Annotated in this window: 13 protein-coding genes and 1 tRNA gene; 9 read left to right on the top strand and 5 right to left on the bottom strand. The window is 63.9% G+C overall.

Going from position 1 to position 17,314, the window contains the following annotated elements; genetic code table 11:
• Positions 1-113: 113 nt before the first annotated feature.
• Positions 114-1,760: an acyl-CoA dehydrogenase family protein gene (locus NFG57_RS03010; RefSeq protein WP_348815326.1), complete on the top strand. Its 1,647-nt coding sequence runs from the start codon at positions 114-116 to the stop codon at positions 1,758-1,760.
• A 52-nt stretch (positions 1,761-1,812) separates the two neighbouring features.
• Here the strand turns inward: NFG57_RS03010 and NFG57_RS03005 are convergent, their stop codons facing one another.
• Positions 1,813-2,421 carry a LysE family translocator gene (locus NFG57_RS03005; RefSeq protein ID WP_083970155.1) on the bottom strand — a complete coding sequence of 203 codons (609 nt, stop codon included), beginning with the start codon at positions 2,419-2,421 and terminating at the stop codon, positions 1,813-1,815.
• Between the two features lie 248 nt (positions 2,422-2,669).
• Between NFG57_RS03005 and NFG57_RS03000 the strand changes: the two genes are divergently transcribed.
• Complete coding sequence (locus tag NFG57_RS03000) at positions 2,670-3,392, top strand: response regulator transcription factor (protein ID WP_108131263.1); 723 nt, start codon at positions 2,670-2,672, stop codon at positions 3,390-3,392.
• A 604-nt stretch (positions 3,393-3,996) separates the two neighbouring features.
• Here NFG57_RS03000 and NFG57_RS02995 read toward each other — a convergent pair.
• Positions 3,997-4,401, bottom strand: coding sequence for a GreA/GreB family elongation factor (locus NFG57_RS02995; protein ID WP_045992777.1), 405 nt, complete (start codon positions 4,399-4,401; stop codon positions 3,997-3,999).
• 366 nt (positions 4,402-4,767) lie between these two features.
• On the opposite strand from NFG57_RS02995, the gene NFG57_RS02990 reads away from it, so the two are divergent.
• Positions 4,768-5,373 (top strand): exopolysaccharide biosynthesis protein, encoded by a 606-nt coding sequence (locus tag NFG57_RS02990; RefSeq protein WP_108131261.1) that lies wholly within the window; start codon positions 4,768-4,770, stop codon positions 5,371-5,373.
• A gap of 203 nt (positions 5,374-5,576) precedes the next feature.
• Here NFG57_RS02990 and NFG57_RS02985 read toward each other — a convergent pair whose 3' ends face one another.
• Positions 5,577-7,280, bottom strand: a complete 1,704-nt coding sequence (locus NFG57_RS02985; protein WP_348815325.1) for a dihydroxyacetone kinase family protein — start codon at positions 7,278-7,280, stop codon at positions 5,577-5,579.
• Between the two features lie 369 nt (positions 7,281-7,649).
• Here NFG57_RS02985 and NFG57_RS02980 point away from each other — a divergent pair, with 369 nt between their 5' ends.
• A complete protein-coding gene (locus tag NFG57_RS02980) occupies positions 7,650-8,255 on the top strand; it encodes a hypothetical protein (RefSeq protein WP_045992774.1) in 606 nt (201 codons plus the stop codon).
• A gap of 82 nt (positions 8,256-8,337) precedes the next feature.
• Here the strand turns inward: NFG57_RS02980 and NFG57_RS02975 are convergent, their stop codons facing one another.
• Positions 8,338-9,999 (bottom strand): amidohydrolase, encoded by a 1,662-nt coding sequence (locus NFG57_RS02975; protein WP_348815324.1) that lies wholly within the window; start codon positions 9,997-9,999, stop codon positions 8,338-8,340.
• Between the two features lie 539 nt (positions 10,000-10,538).
• Positions 10,539-10,625: transfer RNA gene (locus tag NFG57_RS02970), tRNA-Leu, on the bottom strand.
• A gap of 343 nt (positions 10,626-10,968) precedes the next feature.
• Between NFG57_RS02970 and NFG57_RS02965 the strand changes: the two genes are divergently transcribed.
• The 5 genes from NFG57_RS02965 to secD all read left to right on the top strand — a co-directional run bounded on the left by NFG57_RS02965 (position 10,969) and on the right by secD (position 17,303).
• On the top strand, positions 10,969-12,423 hold the full coding sequence (locus NFG57_RS02965) for a DASS family sodium-coupled anion symporter (protein WP_045992764.1): 1,455 nt from the start codon (positions 10,969-10,971) through the stop codon (positions 12,421-12,423).
• Positions 12,424-12,609: 186 nt separating this feature from the next.
• A complete protein-coding gene (gene queA / locus NFG57_RS02960; RefSeq protein ID WP_124804912.1) occupies positions 12,610-13,638 on the top strand; it encodes a tRNA preQ1(34) S-adenosylmethionine ribosyltransferase-isomerase QueA in 1,029 nt (342 codons plus the stop codon).
• An 87-nt stretch (positions 13,639-13,725) separates the two neighbouring features.
• Positions 13,726-14,862: a tRNA guanosine(34) transglycosylase Tgt gene (tgt, locus tag NFG57_RS02955; RefSeq protein WP_045992762.1), complete on the top strand. Its 1,137-nt coding sequence runs from the start codon at positions 13,726-13,728 to the stop codon at positions 14,860-14,862.
• A gap of 66 nt (positions 14,863-14,928) precedes the next feature.
• A complete protein-coding gene (gene yajC, locus NFG57_RS02950; RefSeq protein ID WP_045992761.1) occupies positions 14,929-15,267 on the top strand; it encodes a preprotein translocase subunit YajC in 339 nt (112 codons plus the stop codon).
• 185 nt (positions 15,268-15,452) lie between these two features.
• Complete coding sequence (secD, locus tag NFG57_RS02945) at positions 15,453-17,303, top strand: protein translocase subunit SecD (protein WP_348815323.1); 1,851 nt, start codon at positions 15,453-15,455, stop codon at positions 17,301-17,303.
• Positions 17,304-17,314 lie beyond the last annotated feature (11 nt).

Below are 17,314 nucleotides of genomic sequence, written 5' to 3'. Positions count from 1 at the left end.
CGAGAAAGCCCCAAGACTACCCATCCCGTCCCGTTGCGTCATCCCTCTCGTTTGACCCGAGGGGCACAGCACACCATGCTGACTATCAGGTCTTTCGTCATCAGGACTGGGCCATGCATGACCAAGCTCCGCGAGAGTGCCTGGCGAGCCACCGGGTCGACAATCAGCCGTACTCTCTTCCCTTCGACGCCTTCGCCGACGACGCCGTGCTTCAGTTCTGGCTGGCCCATCTGGCGCCGGCCTGGGTGAGTTGCCGACTGTCCCTGCTGGGCCAGGATGTCGGTCGTGCGGAGACCCAGCGACTGGGTGACGAGGCCAACCGCCACCCACCCTCATTGCGACTGTTCGATCGTCACGGTCGCCGACTCGACGCCGTCGATTACCACCCGGCCTACCACGCCCTGATGCGCCTGGCTACCACTCGTGGCGTCCATACCATGGCCTGGACGGAGGAGGGGCACGGCGGTCATCAGGCGCACGTGGCGGGACTCTATCTGCTGACCCAGGCCGAAACCGGCATCTGCTGCCCGGTGACCATGACCCACGCCGCCTACCCGGTGCTGCGTCGAGAACGCTCACTGCCGGATTGGTGGGCTTCTGGGCTGCTCGTCGAGGACTACGATTCCAGGGCACTACCGGCGAGCGACAAGCACGCCCTGACCTTCGGCATGGCGATGACCGAGAAGCAGGGTGGCAGCGATGTGCGCACCAACACCACCCGAGCCGAACATGGCGAGGACGGCTGGCGCCTGTACGGACACAAGTGGTTCATGAGCGCCCCCATGTCCGACGCCTTCCTGACCCTGGCTCAGCGAGACGAAGGCCTCAGCTGCTTCCTGGTGCCTCGCTTCGCCCCTGATGGCGAGCGCAACGCCATCGAGATTCAGCGACTGAAGGACAAGTGCGGCAATCGCGCCAATGGCTCCGCCGAGATCGAATATCGGGGGGCCTGGGCCCACCCGCTCGGCGACCCTGGGCGCGGCATCGCCACCATCCTGGAAATGGTTCAGCAGACCCGTCTCGACGCCGCCAGCGCCCCGGTGGGCATGATGCGCCAGGCCTGGCGCGAGGCCTGGCAGCATACCTGTCAGCGTCATGCCTTCGGGGCGCCCTTGGCCGAGCAGCCGGTGATGCGGGCGGTACTGGCGGATCTGGCGCTGGAGGTGGAGGCCGGCGTAGCGCTGATGCTGCGCACCGCTCAGGCCTTCGACGGCGCCAGCCGCGGGGAGGAGCAGGAGCGCGCCCTGGCCCGGCTGCTGCCGAGCCTGGCCAAGTACTGGCACAACAAGCGCGCCCCCGGCTTCATGGCCGAGGCCATGGAGTGCCTCGGAGGCATCGGCTACGTCGAGGAAGCACCGCTGGCGCGGCTCTACCGCGAAGCGCCGGTCAATTCCATCTGGGAAGGGTCCGGCAACGTGATCTGCCTCGACGTGCTGCGGGTCATGGCGCGACACCCCGAGGCCATGGCGGCCCTGTATCAGCTGTTCAAGCATGCCCGAGGTGGACATCCGGATCTGGATCGCGCCTTGGCCCAGCTGCCTCAGCCACAGACCAACGAAGACCTGGTGCCCAGGGCCCGCTGGCTGACCCAGTGGCTGGCCCAGTGCACCCAGGCAGCGCTGCTGGTCCAGCACGCGCCGCACGAGGTGGCGGATACCTTCTGCCGCACCCGCCTGGGCCAGCACCCAAGCCCGGCCTATGGCGTGTTGCCGACGGCAAGTCCGCTGGACGCCATCCTCCATCGCTCAGCGCCAGCATGAACCGACATCGCCAGCAGCCTCGGCCACGAAATGCTCGCAGCCGGCGGCGGCCTTATCCCGCCAGCACCCTCAGCGCCAGCCCCAGCAGCAGCACCCCGCTGATGCGATTGATCCAGTGGGCGCGAGCCTGGAGCCAGGGCAGCACGCGGGAGTGCGACAGCCCCAACGCCACGATGACGTACCAGCCACCGTCGATCAGCATCGCCGTCAGCACAATGATGGCACGCTCGATCGAGGACATTTCGGGGCTGACAAACTGACTGAGCAGCGCGACGAAGAACAGGATCAGCTTGGGATTACCCAGGGCAACCAACAGCCCTTCTCTCGCAGCGACGCGGTGACTGGCGGCGGTGGGTCGGGCGCCCAGCGCTCCGCCACGCCCGGCCCTCAGCGCCTTTATGCCAAGCCAGGCCAGATACAGTGCCCCACCGATCGTGATCACGCGAAAGGCGGAGGGATGGCGTTCGATCACCTCCCCCAGCCCCCAGACGGTCAGCAAGGCGTAGAGGCCGACGCCCAGCGCATGGGCGATCGCCGCCACCACCCCGGAGCTGCGTCCCCCTCCCAGGGTATGACGAAGCACCAGGGCCAGACTTGGACCAGGAGACATGGCCCCCATGGCACAGATGGCGGCCAGAGACATCCACAATGACAGCGGCATCACACTCCCTCGTGAGAATTCCGATGGACTAGACGACGAATGGCGCACAGTTCAGCGTGCTGACACCTACGACCCACGGCGCTCAGCGGCCATCCTTTGCGGCCTGAATCAAAAAAACCATTCTTCGGAAATGACAAAGTTCACGCCCAATGGTCATTTACAAGCATATTAGTATCGATAACGATACTAAATCGGCATCACCAAAAAACGATAACGATCAATCATCGCATGGGAACAGGGAGGGGACGATGTCTGCCCTTCAGGAAGGTCCGATCGTCCGGCTGATCACGCACCCCAACGTGCAGTCGCAGTTGTTCACCCATCACCTGAGCCAGGTACTCGACTGCCAGGTCAGTCCTCTTGCCCCGGAGGCGGTGTCCGGCCTGGAAGCGGAACTGTCGAACTCACCTCCTGGTGTGCAACTGTGGCTACTGGACGCCGATCAGCTATCGCACAGCGACATGCATCGCTGCCACGAGCTCAAGGCACAGTTTCCCGACATTCTGCTGGCGGCGTTCAACCTGGCCAACCAGGAACAAGCCGCTGAATTGTTGGCGTCATTGCACCTTCAGGGCATCTTCTATCGCCGCGACGAACTGGACAATATCTGCAAGGGAATCATCCAACTCCTCGATGGCGCCCTGTGGATGTCGCGTCCGCTGCTTCAGCAGATGTTCGAATATTTCCGACGACAGCAGTTCAACACCTACCGTCCCGTCGCCGGCCTGACCCAGCGGGAGCTGGAAATTCTCGGCTTCATCGGCAACGGCGCGTCCAACCAGGATATCGCCACCCAACTGTTCCTGAGTGAGCATACGGTCAAGTCTCACCTGTACAACATCTTCAAGAAGATCAAGGTGCATCACCGCGCCGAGGCCGCACACTGGGCGCGCAAGCACCTGGGCATCCCGCCCCCCATGACCAAGAATTCACATCGCAGCCGTCTGCCCCGGGAGCTCGAGCCTCGCTGAACCGATCACGACATGGCCTTGCGGCCAGGCTCACTGCAACGAGAACAACATCGTCGCCCCGGCACCACTGCTGGACGAGGAAGAACGATTGCCACGCCCGGTGACCAGCACCTCCAGCCGGCCCCCGGACGCCTGCTGGATGACGGTCATGCTGAACCTTCCGTCAGGCAGGCGCTCTACCCGAGGCGCCCGTCCCGCCCAGGTCCCGCTCCTGTGCTCCTGCCCTAGGCCCGTCCACTCCCACTGAGCGGTGAAGGGAATGCCCTGAGTCCCGGAGAACCGCACGACAATATCGGCCACGGCAACGCCTGTACCCGCGAGGAAAAGCCCCAGCCCGAGGACACACCCTGAGAACCGGTGAGTGAATCGGCCCATCTCCCTCCTCCTTTGCTCATCCAGGTGATGCCAAAGGCTGCGGCTGCGCTGCTCACTGGGCCTTGAGCGAGAAGTCGATGAGCGAAAAGTCGACGAGCGAAGGTTAGACAAGGCAAAAATCGGTGAGAAAGCGCAGTTTACGGGGTGTAAATGAGTATTTTGACCGGGCTGGCGCACCAGCCGATTTTTAACGCCGTATTACCGAGCGCAGGCACTTTTCAGACAAGCCCTAGCGATGAAACTGACGCTCTCGCTCCGGCTGCCACAATATCTCTTCCACCCGCCAGCGCCCTGGCTTCCCCAATGCCACCTGGGTCGTCCACTCTTCCCCGACCCGACGGGTCAACAGCTCGGCGCCCAGCGGCGCCATCACCGATAGACCATCTTCGGTCGTCGCCAGCGCATGAGGATAGACCAGCGTGCGCGTCAGAAGTCGGTCCGTGTCGACGTCCCTGAGCACAACCTTGCTGTTCATGCTGACCACGTCATCGGGCATCTCGTCCGGGTCGCGAATCTCGGCACGCTCCAGTCGCTCTTCCAGCAGGTCGGCGGCAGCCCGTTCGGTTCCGCAGGCTTCATCGATCAGGCGCTGTAAACGCTCCGCATCAAGACGGTTGGCAAGTCTCAACGACATCCTTGGCACCTCACTGCTAAACGTCGGCCTGCGTCGAAGACAACGATCGAGAATCAGGCCTGGCAACAAAAAAAGCCCTCCCCGATATAGGGAAGGACTCGTATCAGTTTCAGCATACGACAACTTCTAAAAATAAGAAACTACTTATATTAAACTCGCACCCGCCTCGCCCCTTGCCTGGACACCGTTCTGTCGCCGTCGCATCGACAAGCGCGGACGCAGTTGACGACCGATGTGACAGGCCTGGCAAGCCTGCCTCTACACCGCCGCCTGCCTCCGGAGGCGACAAGCGCGCAGGGTTCACGGCATGGACAGGCTGCTTTTCCAGCCCCCATACTACGTCGCTTTACCCACGCCCGAGGCCCCATGCCGACGAGTTCCACCGCTTCAGAGTCCTCTCCAGAATCCTTGACCGAACTGCTCGACCAGCTACAGGCTGCCAGCCAGGACAAGCGCTGCCTGAGTCTGGCTGAGGTCATCAACGCCGTCGGCAGGCGCAGCTTTGCCCCCATCCTGCTGGTCGCAGGCCTGGTCACGCTCACTCCGCTGATCGGTGATATCCCCGGCGTGCCCACCATGATGGCGCTGCTAGTCGTGCTTGCTGCAGCACAATTGTTAGCCGGAAAAAAGAGTGTCTGGCTGCCGGCCTGGCTGGCGCGGCGTGAGGTGGAGACCGACAAGGTCGAGCGAACCATCGGCTGGATGCGCAAGCCGGCCGCCTGGATCGATCGGTTGTTGAAACCGAGGCTGACTGTATTCACCGGTCAGATCGCCCGTTACCCCATCGGCCTGGCCTGTCTGGCCATTGCGCTCGCCACGCCACCGATGGAGCTGATTCCATTCAGTGCCACGCTCGCCGGCGCGGCTCAGACCATGTTCGGCCTGGCGCTGCTGGCACGAGACGGCCTGATGGCGCTGCTGGGCTATCTCTTCACCCTATCCACCGCCTGGGTGGTGCTGGTGGCGCTCTAGCACGAAGCCCCCCTTCTTTAGAGCAAAGCCGGCGCGGCCCCCTCTCTCTGATCACTGTTCGGCCTGGCGCTGCTGGCACGAGACGGCCTGATGGCGCTGCTGGGCTACCTCTTCACCCTATCCACCGCCTGGGTGGTGCTGGTGGCGCTCTAAGCTTGGCCAACGCTTCTGCCTTTCTCAGCCTGAGTCGAACCGATCGTGCTCTAACGCTGGCCGCAGGAGCGGTCGATGGCCTCGAGCCATTTTGCCACCGCCTCGGCGCCACCGTCGGGCACGCCCATCACCCGATCGCCGAGGTAGGCCGCGCGACCAAAGCGTGGATGCATGTGGGCCGACGCCTCGACGCCGCGCCAAGCCGCCTCGACCGCCCGACCAAAGGCCTGGGATCCGTCCAGTCCCTCTGCCAGCGCGGCCTCGAAGGCCTGGCTGGCCGGCATCAGCGCATCCAGCATGGTGCGATCCCCAGGAGCAGCACCTCCGATCTCGGCGATAGCGTCACCGGCGGCCTTGAGCGCCCTTGCCCAATCCTGTGCTGCGACCTCCCCTTCGCTCGGCAATGCCTGCGACGCACGCAGCAGGGCAAAGGCGTAGAAGGGACCTGAGCTTCCTCCAATCGCTCGCCTCAGGGCCTCCCCGGCTCTGGCCAGGCAGTCGGCAGGCGAACCAAAGGCGCTGTCCGGCAGCTTGCGCAACGCCTGGGCCGCGCGCACCATGCTGGCCCCCAGGTCGCCGTCGCCGGCGGCACTGTCGAGCTCGGTCAAGCGCTCCTCGCTGGCCACCATGGCGCTCGCCACCGCCGCCACCGCTCGCTGAAGTCGCTCGCAGGGTGGTCCAGCCTCGTCGGCGCCGGGCAGCGGCTCATCAAGCACGCTGGCAGTCACACTCTTCACCTCTGCTGCCACTTCGGCACTGCCTGGCCAGATGCGTACCTCGGTCGGCGACGTGAGCAAGTCCTCGCGGGCTTCGTCGAGCACCATCAACGACAGCGAGCACCCCGGCATTTCCAACGCCGTCATGAAGTTGCCGCACCACCCCAGCACAGGCTCGGCCCCCAGCTCACGCAGCCTGATCAAGGCCCGTCGCGCCACGATGGCAAGCTCCATCGGCGGTGTGCCGCCGAGACCATTGACCAGCACACCCAGACGACGCCCCTTCACCGACAGCGCCTGGCTCAGAGATTCCAGCATGCTATCGACGATGGTATCCGCCGGCAGCATGGCCGACTTGCGAACCCCTTTCTCGCCATGGATGCCCAATCCGAACTCGATCTCGTCATCACCGAGTTCGAACCCCGGCCGGCCGACCGCCGGCACCGTGCAGGCCCCCAAGGAAATGCCCATGGTCGCCACCGATTCGGCCGCTCCCCGAGCCAGCGCGGCGACCTCCTCGAGGGGTAGACCACGGGCCACAGCGGCACCGGCGATCTTGTGCACCAGTACCGTACCGGCCACACCACGACTCTGCTCCCGGGGTAGTGAATCGCGCAGCGCCACGTCATCAGCGACCATCACCACCTCTACTGGAATCCCCCGGACCCTTGCCAGTTCAGCGGCAAGGCGGAAGTTGAGACGATCCCCGGTATAGTTCTTTACCACCAGCAGGGCCCCACGTGGACCGGCGCAGGCAAGGATCGCCGCCAGCACGGCATCGACGCTCGGTGAGGTGAAAACGTCTCCCGCCACGGCGGCCGTCAACATGCCGCGCCCGACGTAGCCAGCGTGGGCAGGCTCGTGTCCGCTGCCGCCGCCGGAAATCACCGCCACCGGCCGGCGCTCAGGGTCTTCAGACAAGCTAGCGTCGATGACCACGTTTTCTTCATCCATCAGCGCAAGCCCAGGATGCAGGGCCACCATGCCTTCCAGCATCTCGCGAACGCTGCCTCTGGGATCGTTGATCAGCTTCTTCATGATGAGCCTCCTGCCCAACGGTGGATTCAGAATGGCAACATGGATGAGCCTCGAACCCTTGTAAAGCCGGCACACGAGCCTCGCCCCGCGCTTCACGCACGGCCACGGTGCGCTGAAGCGAAGAGCTGGCCACAGGTTTTTCCGCCACACTGGGCCAGTTGTGCCCAAAAAACAGCAAAGTAGCGCTATCGCACAACCATGCTCATGGCCACCTGATCCTGGTCAAAGGCACAGCCGTCTACGAGGGCTATTCTGATCTTGCCGACCAAGGATTGGTCGAGTGACAAGTCAGCGACGGCATGGACGCCGTCGCATCGCTTTTCGGGGGCAAGAGGTGGCATTCCGTCCCTCTTCCCAGCAGGGACCGATATGAAAACCTCTCGCCATGACCTGAAACTGTCCGACCCGCTTCACGACTACCTGCAGCACCCTTCCACACGACACGCCGTGGACGCCCTGCTCGCCCATGAGCTGGAGCACCTGGCGGTCGGCATGCAGTGGGACGAACTCATCAACCACTGCAATACGCTGATTCTGGCGCATCAGATCCGCAACGATTATCTGGAAATCCTGCTGAAGGCGTCGAAGCGCATCTGGAAGCCACTGATCAAGGGCACCATCTGGCGCGAGCTATCCATCGGAGAACTCGCCCCAGAACAGCAACCGAGCCCCCAGAACGTCTGGACCCAAGGGTTGTTTCGGTGCTTTATCAACCGCGACAACGGCCAGCCACTGACCACCTTGCTGAGCTGGCATCAGGGCGAAGGGCTGGTGGCCGCGTTCAGCATCGAACCGCGGGATGTCCAGGACATTCCGCCAGGGTGGGAGATCGATGGACAGGACTCCCGCTACTGGCGGACCCAGCCCGGCCTCGCCGAGTATCATCACTCTTCGCTGCTGGACATTTCATCGCTGGTGGGCCTGGCCGAGACCGCCATCACCGCCCTGAGTCAGACTGAAATCGAGCCATCGTGAACGGGTAAACCGGCGCCCTCCCCCCTTCGCCGCAACCTCAGCATCTCGGCCTTGCTCCATGCCTTGTGGGGCGCCTTTCGGCCTATTGGTCCCGCACAAATACTCGCTCTCCGGCAATCCAGGTTTCACTCACCCGGGTTTGCCAGAGTTCCGCCAGATCGGCACGCAGAATATCGGTATCCACCAGCACGAAATCCGCCCACTGCCCCGGCATCAAGCCACCCAGGCTACCCTCCTGGTGCGCCGCGTAGGCCGCATCGACGGTAAAGCCGCGCAGGGCTTCGGCCACAGTGAGCTTCTGCCCGGGCAGCCAGCCTCCTTCGGGCTGGTCGTCGCGGTCTTCCCGAGTCACGGCGGCGTGCAAGCCGTAAAAGGGGTTGGCAGGCTCGACCGGAAAGTCGGAACCCGCGGCGATACGACTACCGCTGTCCATGAAAAAGCGCCAGGCGTAGGCACCGGCGAGACGCTCCTGGCCTAGCCGGTCGCCGGCCATGTTCTTGTCACTGGTCGCATGGGTGGGCTGCATCGAGGGAATGACGCCAAGTTCCGTAAATCGCGGTATATCATCGACGCTCACCACCTGCGCATGCTCGATGCGATGGCGAAGCTCACGCCGCTGGGGATCCTGCTCCAGGCTACGCGCATAAACGTCCAGAGCGACACGATTGGCGCGGTCGCCTATCGCGTGCATATTGGCCTGGAATCCCTGGCTGCTGACCTGATCGACCAGCGCCTGCAGGGCGTCCTGATTCTGGATCATCAGTCCGCTGGAATCGGGTCTATCACTGTAGGGCGCCAGCAGCGCCGCTCCTCTACTGCCGAGGGCGCCATCTGCATAGATCTTGACGCTGCGAATATCCAGCCAGTCTTCGGGGTCGTCGTGGATGCCCTGCGCGAGAATCTCGTCAAGCTGTGGGTCGCTTGATGACACCATCGGGTAGATGCGCACCCCCAACTCACCTGCATCGGCCCTGGAGTGGTACATCTCAAGCTCAGCGGCGCTGGCGCCGGCATCGTGCATTCCAGTGATGCCAAGCTCCTGCAGATGTGCCACAGCGGTATCGAAGGCCTTGGCCATTTCCTGTGCACTGCGCGGGGGAATCTTGTCGGTGATAAGCAACTCGGCATTGTCGATGAAAACGCCGGTCGGTGTGCCGGCATCATCACGAATGATCTCGCCCCCTTCCGGTGCCTGGGTCTCGCCATCCACGCCTGCCATTTCCATGGCCTTGCTGTTGACCCAGATCGCATGCCCATCCACTCGACTCAGCACCACGGGGCGATCGGCAATCACTTCATCGAGCACTAGCGCGGTGGGAAATGCCTTGCCGTCCCACAGCACCTGATTCCATCCCCTGCCGCGTATCCATTCCAGATCGGGATTTGCCTCGGCGAAGTCGGCGACTTCCCGGGCGCTCTGCTCGGCCGACGCCAGGCCACGCAACTCGACCTCGAGCAGGCTATAGCCGAGCCCCATCAGATGTCCGTGGGCGTCGATCAGGCCAGGCAACAGCGTGCGGCCACCCGCATCGATCGTTGCCTGTGGTTCAGGATACTGCGATAGCAGTTGCTCATCGCCTCGTGCCACCACCTTGCCATCCTCGACGACAAGGGTGGTAAAGCTCACCAACTGGCGATAGGCATCGAAACCGTAGCCGTTGGCATCATGAATCACGGTGGCATCGGCACAAACACCAAGACTGGCGCCGGCAACCGACAACGCAAGCAACGTTTTATTGAGCATGGGCCCACCCTGTCATCTTGTTGTCATAAGGCCTGAATCAACTTTCATCCTAGCCGTATTGTTCGGCGGCACCCTACGAGCATGGGAGATACAAGGAAGGACTATTACTTACAAACACCGAGGAAAAAGGAGATAAATAGACGAAGACAGGACCATTAATCTGGCATACAACATCGGCACGCATTGTCACCGCTGCCTACCGAGATGCGTGCGGTGCATGCCTTCGAATCAGGCTTGAGCGTCTTGAAGGTCCTGAGCGGATAAGGCGCTCGATTTATCGAACCGGCTGACAGACATGGTCAGGCGAGACAAGCGCCGGAATGGGTACTGGGCTTGTTTCGAGGCTCGCGACCTTTCGCGTGGACGATGGTCCGGTCGTGACAACACCGACCCTCATGATCTGCTGACCCGAGCTTGAACGGTCTCTCAGGTTGCCCATCGAGGGTACTGTTCTGGCCTGTCTCGAGTCGCTAGCGCCTAGGGAACTGCAGATAGGGAAAAACGAGCGTAAGGAGGGAATACACGAACTGCATTGGGAATGGTGCCGGTGGTCGGACTCGAACCGACACACTGTTTCCAGCGGCGGATTTTGAATCCGCTGCGTCTACCAATTCCGCCACACCGGCAACGGGCGAGGATTATACGTGGGTGGCGCCAGAGGTCAATTCCCCTGAGCCGCTCGGTGGCGCCTGTCGGGGCGGATGGCGCATTGTCGAGGCGACTCCCGCCCCTGTCGGGCGCGGCACCCGCCGCATCCGGCCGAGCACCGACCTGGGATCGGCCTCGGCCGTTGTCAGCCAAAGCCCCACCGGCCGTCGGTTTCGGCACCCTGGCGGCAGGTGGGTCATTCCTCCATGTCTTGACGCTCGCCCGCTCGGGTTAGACCTTGGTAGACTGCGCTCCGCCTGCCCCAGGTCAACCAAGCCCCTGGTCAACAAGACCCGCGTCCAGCCCAGAATGGAGTCGCCCATGGCTGACACTCGCAATGAAGCCGTTCCCCATCCGTCCATCGCCAGCCGCATCGGGCTGGTGCTGGGTCCGCTGTTGTTGATCGCCACCCTGGTGCTGCCCCCGCCCGGCGACATGTCCCAGGCCGCCTGGGGCTGCGTCGGCATGGCACTGCTGATGGCCAGCTGGTGGTCCACCGAGGCGATCCCGATCCCGGTGACCTCGCTGATCCCCCTGGTACTGGCCCCGGCGGTGGGCATCGGCAGCATCAAGGAGGTCGCGGCCAGCTACGCCAATCCGATCATCTATCTGTTCCTTGGCGGTTTCCTGCTCGGTATCGCGATGCAGACCTGGAACCTGCACAAGCGTATCGCCCTGCACGTGCTGAAGGTCGTCGGCAGCGAGCCCAAGCGCCAGATCGCCGGGTTCATGATCGCCACCGGCTTTCTCAGCATGTGGGTGTCCAACACCGCCACCTCGATCATGATGCTGCCCATCGGCATCTCGGTGCTGAGCCTGCTCGAGGATTCCGACCCTGATGAGCTGCGCCGCTTTGCCACCGCGCTGCTGCTGGGTATCGCCTATTCGGCCAGCATCGGTGGCGTGGCCACATTGATCGGCACGCCGCCCAACGCCCTGCTGGCGGGCTATCTGGCCGATGACCGCGGCATCGACCTGGGCTTCGCCCAGTGGATGCTGGTCGGGGTACCGATCAGTGTGGTGATGATGTCGCTGACCTGGTGGTGGCTGTCCCGCGGCGGCTTCTCGCTGAAGGTCGGCAAGGGTGAAAGCGACAACCTGATCAAGGACCAGCTCGCCGAGATGGGCCCGATGAGTGCCGCCGAACGCCGTGTCGGCCTGCTGTTTCTGGCCGCGGCGGCGCTGTGGATCCTGCGCCCGCTGCTCAATGACATGGGCGCCTCCTGGCTGTCCGACACCACCATCGCCATCGTCGCCGGCATGGCGCTGTTCCTGATTCCTTCCGGCCGTCGTTCCGGCGAGGCGCTGATGGTGTGGGAAGACGCGGTGAAGCTGCCCTGGGGCATCCTTCTGCTGTTCGGCGGAGGCCTGGCGCTGGCCGGCGCGATCAGCAAGTCGGGGCTGGCCGAGTGGATCGCCAACCAGCTGTCGATCCTCGGTGCCCTGCCGGTGCTGGCGATCATCGGCGGCGTGGTGCTGGTGATCATCTTCCTCACCGAGGTAACGTCCAACACCGCCACCGCGGCGGCCTTCCTGCCGCTGCTCGGCGCCCTGGCGCTGTCGCTGGATCTGCCGGTGATGCTGATCACCGTGCCGGCCGCCATCGCTGCCAGCTGCGCCTTCATGATGCCGGTGGCCACACCACCCAACGCCATCGTCTTCGGCACCGGCCATATGAAGATTCAGTCGATGATTCGTGCCGGCTTTGCCCTCAACCTGATCAGTACGGTGGTGGTGACGCTGATGGCCTATGGACTGATCCTGCTGCTGTGGTAGCCACTCCGATGGCCCTTGGCCATCGACCCGGCTGCGCTGCCCGTCACCCGGTTAGCCGATTCGGACTGACGCTGATGGCGTGGTCGTGACACAAGATCGACGCCGTTTCCTGACGTGGCGGTCAGGAAACGGTATCCTTGTGCGCCTTTGGCATCCTTCATCCCGCCTGACGACTTGCGAATTCCCATGCAGCGCGCCGACTTTCATTTCGAGCTCCCCGAAGAGCTGATCGCCCGTTACCCGTCCGACGTTCGCAGCGACTGCCGCCTGCTGTGTGTCGACGGCGCCAGCGGACACCTCGACCACCGCCGCTTTCCGGACCTTGAGCAGTTGCTCGAGCCCGGCGACCTGCTGGTGTTCAACGACACCCGCGTGATCCCCGCCCGCCTGCACGGCCACAAGGCCAGCGGCGGCAAGGTGGAAATGCTGCTCGAACGGCCGCTGGACGCCCATCGGGGGCTGGTCCATCTGCGCTCGAGCAAGTCACCGAAGCCCGGCACCGAGCTTCACTTCGAGGGCGGCATCCAGGCGGTGGTCGAAGGTCGCCGCGACGCCCTGTTCGAGCTGCGCTTTCTCGGCGATACCCCGATGATCGCGCTGCTGGAACGCCACGGCCATATGCCGCTGCCGCCGTATATCACCCGGGACGACGAGCTGTCCGACCGCGAGCGCTACCAGACCGTCTACGCCCGGCGCGACGGGGCGGTGGCCGCGCCGACCGCCGGCCTGCACTTCGACGAGCCGCTGCTCGAGCGGCTGGCCGAGCGAGGCGTCGAGTCCGCCTACGTGACCCTGCACGTAGGCGCCGGTACCTTCCAGCCGGTGCGCGTCGACAATATCCAGGAGCACCACATGCACAGCGAGTGGATCGAGGTGGGTGACCAGGCCTGCGCCCAGGTGCGTGCGGCCAAGGCTCGCGGCAACAAGGTCATCGCCGTCGGCACCACCAGCGTGCGCTGCCTGGAAACCGCCAGCCAGTCGGGCGAGATCGCGCCCTTCTCCGGCGACACCGACATCTTCATCTACCCAGGCTACGAGTGGCGCTGCGTGGACGCTCTGATCACCAACTTCCATCTGCCGGAATCGACCCTGCTGATGCTGGTGTCTTCCTTCTCCGGCTACGACACCGTGATGAAGGCTTACCGCGAGGCGGTAAAGGAACGCTACGCCTTCTTCAGCTACGGCGACGCCATGCTGCTGACGCCGGCACGCTGACCCTATTTGCCAGGCGGTGGCTGCTCGGCCGAGCGGTCCACCGTCGTCAGGCTCGAATCAACGCCCCCAAGGGGCACGGAGAGACCCATGCGCGAGCAATGCTTCATGCGCTTCGACAAGCTGGCCGAGGACGGCCGGGCCCGCCGAGGTCGCATCACCTTTCCCCGCGGCACCATCGAGACCCCGACCTTCATGCCGGTGGGCACCTACGGCACGGTCAAGGGCATGACCCCTGCCTCGGTGGAAGAGATCGGCGCCGAGATCATCCTCGGCAACACCTTCCACCTGTGGCTGCGCCCCGGCACCGAGGTCATCGAGGCCCACGGCGACCTGCACGACTTCGCCCAGTGGCACAAGCCGATCCTCACCGACTCCGGCGGCTTCCAGGTGTTCTCGCTGGGCGAGACGCGCAAGATCACCGAGCAGGGCGTGCACTTCCGCTCGCCGGTGGACGGCTCCAAGGTGTTCATGGGACCGGAAGAGTCGATGGCGGTGCAGCGCTCGCTGGGCTCCGACATCGTCATGATCTTCGACGAGTGCACTCCCTACCCGGCGACCCACGACGAGGCGCGCCGTTCGATGGAGATGTCGCTGCGCTGGGCCCAGCGCTCTCGCGATGCCCACGGCGACTCACCGTCGGCTCTGTTCGGCATTATCCAGGGCGGCATGTACCCGGATCTGCGTGAGGCTTCGCTCAAGGGCCTCGGCGACATCGGCTTCGACGGCTACGCCATCGGCGGGCTGTCGGTGGGCGAGCCCAAGGAAGAAATGATCAAGGTGCTCGACTATCTGCCCGAGTGGATGCCGGCGGACAAGCCGCGCTATCTGATGGGCGTCGGCAAGCCCGAGGATCTGGTCGAAGGGGTACGCCGCGGGGTCGACATGTTCGACTGTGTGATGCCCACCCGCAACGCCCGCAACGGCCACCTGTTCACCGCCGAGGGCACGGTCAAGATCCGAAACGCCAAGCATCGTCACGACACCCGCCCGCTGGAAGATGACTGTGACTGCTACACCTGTCAGAACTTCTCGCGGGGCTATCTGCACCACCTGGACCGCTGCGGCGAGATGCTCGGATCGATGCTCAACACGATCCATAATCTGCGTCACTATCAGCGTGTCATGGCCGGTTTGCGCGGTGCTATCGAAGCGGGTACATTGGCTGACTTCGTGGAAGGGTTCTATGCCAGGCGTGGCCTGCCGGTTCCCCCCGCCCCGAATTGATGACCCGGTCGGCAGCCGCCGGCCGTCTGACTCCCTTTTCCCCACGACTTCAGGAGACCGTCGTACATGTTGGACTTCTTCATCTCCCCGGCCCTGGCCCAGGATGCTGGCGCTGCCGCCGGTGGTGGTATCGCCCAGATCGTGATGCTGGTCGGCTTCGTGCTGATCTTCTACTTCCTGCTGTGGCGTCCCCAGGCCAAGCGCGCCAAGCAGCACAAGCAGCTGATCGCTGGCCTGTCCAAGGGTGACGAGATCGTCATCGGCGGTGGTCTGATGGGCCGCATCACCCGGGTCAGCGACGACAGCGAGTTCCTCGCCATGGAAATCAGCGAAGGCACCGAAGTCAGCGTGCAGAAGAACGCCGTGGCCGCCGTGCTGCCCAAGGGCACTATCAAGTCCATCTGATTGGTGTCATTCCCCTTCGGCCCTGTGCGCCGAAGGGGGCCCCATGCTGACGCGGGGGGAGCCGATCGGTCGGCTGTCGCGCGTTGGCGAGGCAGCCGCACCCTTCGCTTTGGAAAGTCCCCGGAGCACCTCTCGAGCGCCCCCGGCTTTCCCTTATTTGTCAGCAACCTGAGGGCAGAGCCCCGATGCTCAATCGTTACCCTTTATGGAAGTACCTGCTGATCCTGGTGGTACTTCTTGTCGGCCTGGTCTACTCCCTTCCCAATCTGTTTCCCGAAGACCCAGCGGTCCAGATCAGCAGTGATCGTGGCGAGCTGAGTTTCAGCCAGTCCCAGCAGCAGAGCCTCGAACAGGCCCTGGCCGAGGCGGACATCGACGTCAAGACGGTGGAACAGGAGCCCAACAGCCTGCTGATCCGGCTGAACGACGCCGAGGACCAGATTCCCGCCCGTGACCTTATCGCCCAGCAGCTCGGCGATGACTATGTGGTCGCGCTGAACCTGGCAGAGTCCACCCCCGAGTGGCTGTCTTCGCTGGCGGCCTCGCCCATGACCCTTGGTCTGGACCTGCGTGGCGGTGTGCACTTCCTTTTGGAAGTGGACATGGAAGCGGCGGTCAATCAGCGTCTCGAGGTCAACGCCAGCGCCATGCGCGAGACCCTGCGTGAAGAGCGCATCCGCTACCGCAACACCGAGATCGACGGCCGCACCATCTCGCTGGACTTCATGAACGCCGAGGACCGCGACGCTGCCGAGACGCTGATTCGCCGCGAGTTCCCCGACTTCCAGTACCAGGACGTCGAGCGTGAACGCGGCGCCAGCCTGGCGATGACCCTGACCGACGCGTCCGTGGACGAGATCCAGGACTACGCGATCAACCAGAACCTGACCACCCTGCGCAACCGCGTCAACGAGCTCGGCGTGGCCGAACCGCTGGTACAGCGCCAGGGCCCGGATCGCATCGTGGTCGAGCTGCCCGGCGTGCAGGACACCGCCGCCGCCAAGCGTATCGTCGGCGCCACCGCCAACCTGGAGTTCCGCCTGGAGGCGCGCACCGACACCCCGTCCAACGAGACCGAGGCGCTGCCCTTCCGCAACGAGCCCGGACGCACCGCCGACCTGATGCGCGACGTCATCATCACCGGCGACAGCGTGTCCAGCGCCAGCCGCGGCTTCGATGAGAACGGTCGCCCCCAGGTCAACATCAACCTGGACGGCACCGGCGGCACCCTGATGAACCGCGCCACCCGCACCAACATCGGTCGCAACATGGCGGTGGTGTTCATCGAGCACAAGACCCGTGACCGTACGGTGATGGAGGACGGTGAGCAGGTGACCGTGCGTGATCCCTACACCGAACGCGGCATCATCAGCCTGGCCACCATCCAGAGCGCGCTGGGCAACAGCTTCCGCATCACCGGGCTGGAATCGCCCACCGAAGCCGGCGAGCTGGCACTGCTGCTGCGCTCCGGTTCTCTGGCGGCACCGATCTACTTCGCCCAGGAACGCACCATCGGCCCGAGCCTCGGTGCCGACAATATCGAGCGCGGCATGCTCTCGGTACAGATCGGTCTGCTGCTGGTCGTGCTGTTCATGTTGATCCGCTACAAGGTGTTCGGCGTCATCGCCAACATCGCCCTGGCGTTGAACCTGACCCTGCTGGTCGCCGCCATGTCGATGCTCGGCGCCACCCTGACGCTGCCCGGTATCGCCGGTATCGTATTGACGCTGGGCATGGCGGTCGACGCCAACGTGCTGATCTTCGAGCGTATTCGTGAGGAGCTGCGCACAGGACTGTCGGTGCAGCAGGCGATCCACGCCGGCTACGAGCGCGCCTTCAGCTCCATCGTCGACGCCAACATCACCACCCTGCTGGTGGCATTGATCCTGTTCTCCATCGGTACCGGCCCGGTCAAGGGCTTCGCCGTCACCCTGTCGCTGGGCATCCTGACCTCGATGTTCACCGCCCTGCTGGTGACCCGTGCCATGGTCAATCTGATCTACGGCGGCAAGCCGGTGAAGAAGCTATGGATCTAAGCCCATGTCCA

Source organism: Halomonas sp. H10-59, from assembly GCF_040070555.1.
GTDB lineage: Bacteria > Pseudomonadota > Gammaproteobacteria > Pseudomonadales > Halomonadaceae > Halomonas > Halomonas litopenaei.
This window is presented reverse-complemented; position numbering and strand designations above follow the sequence as displayed.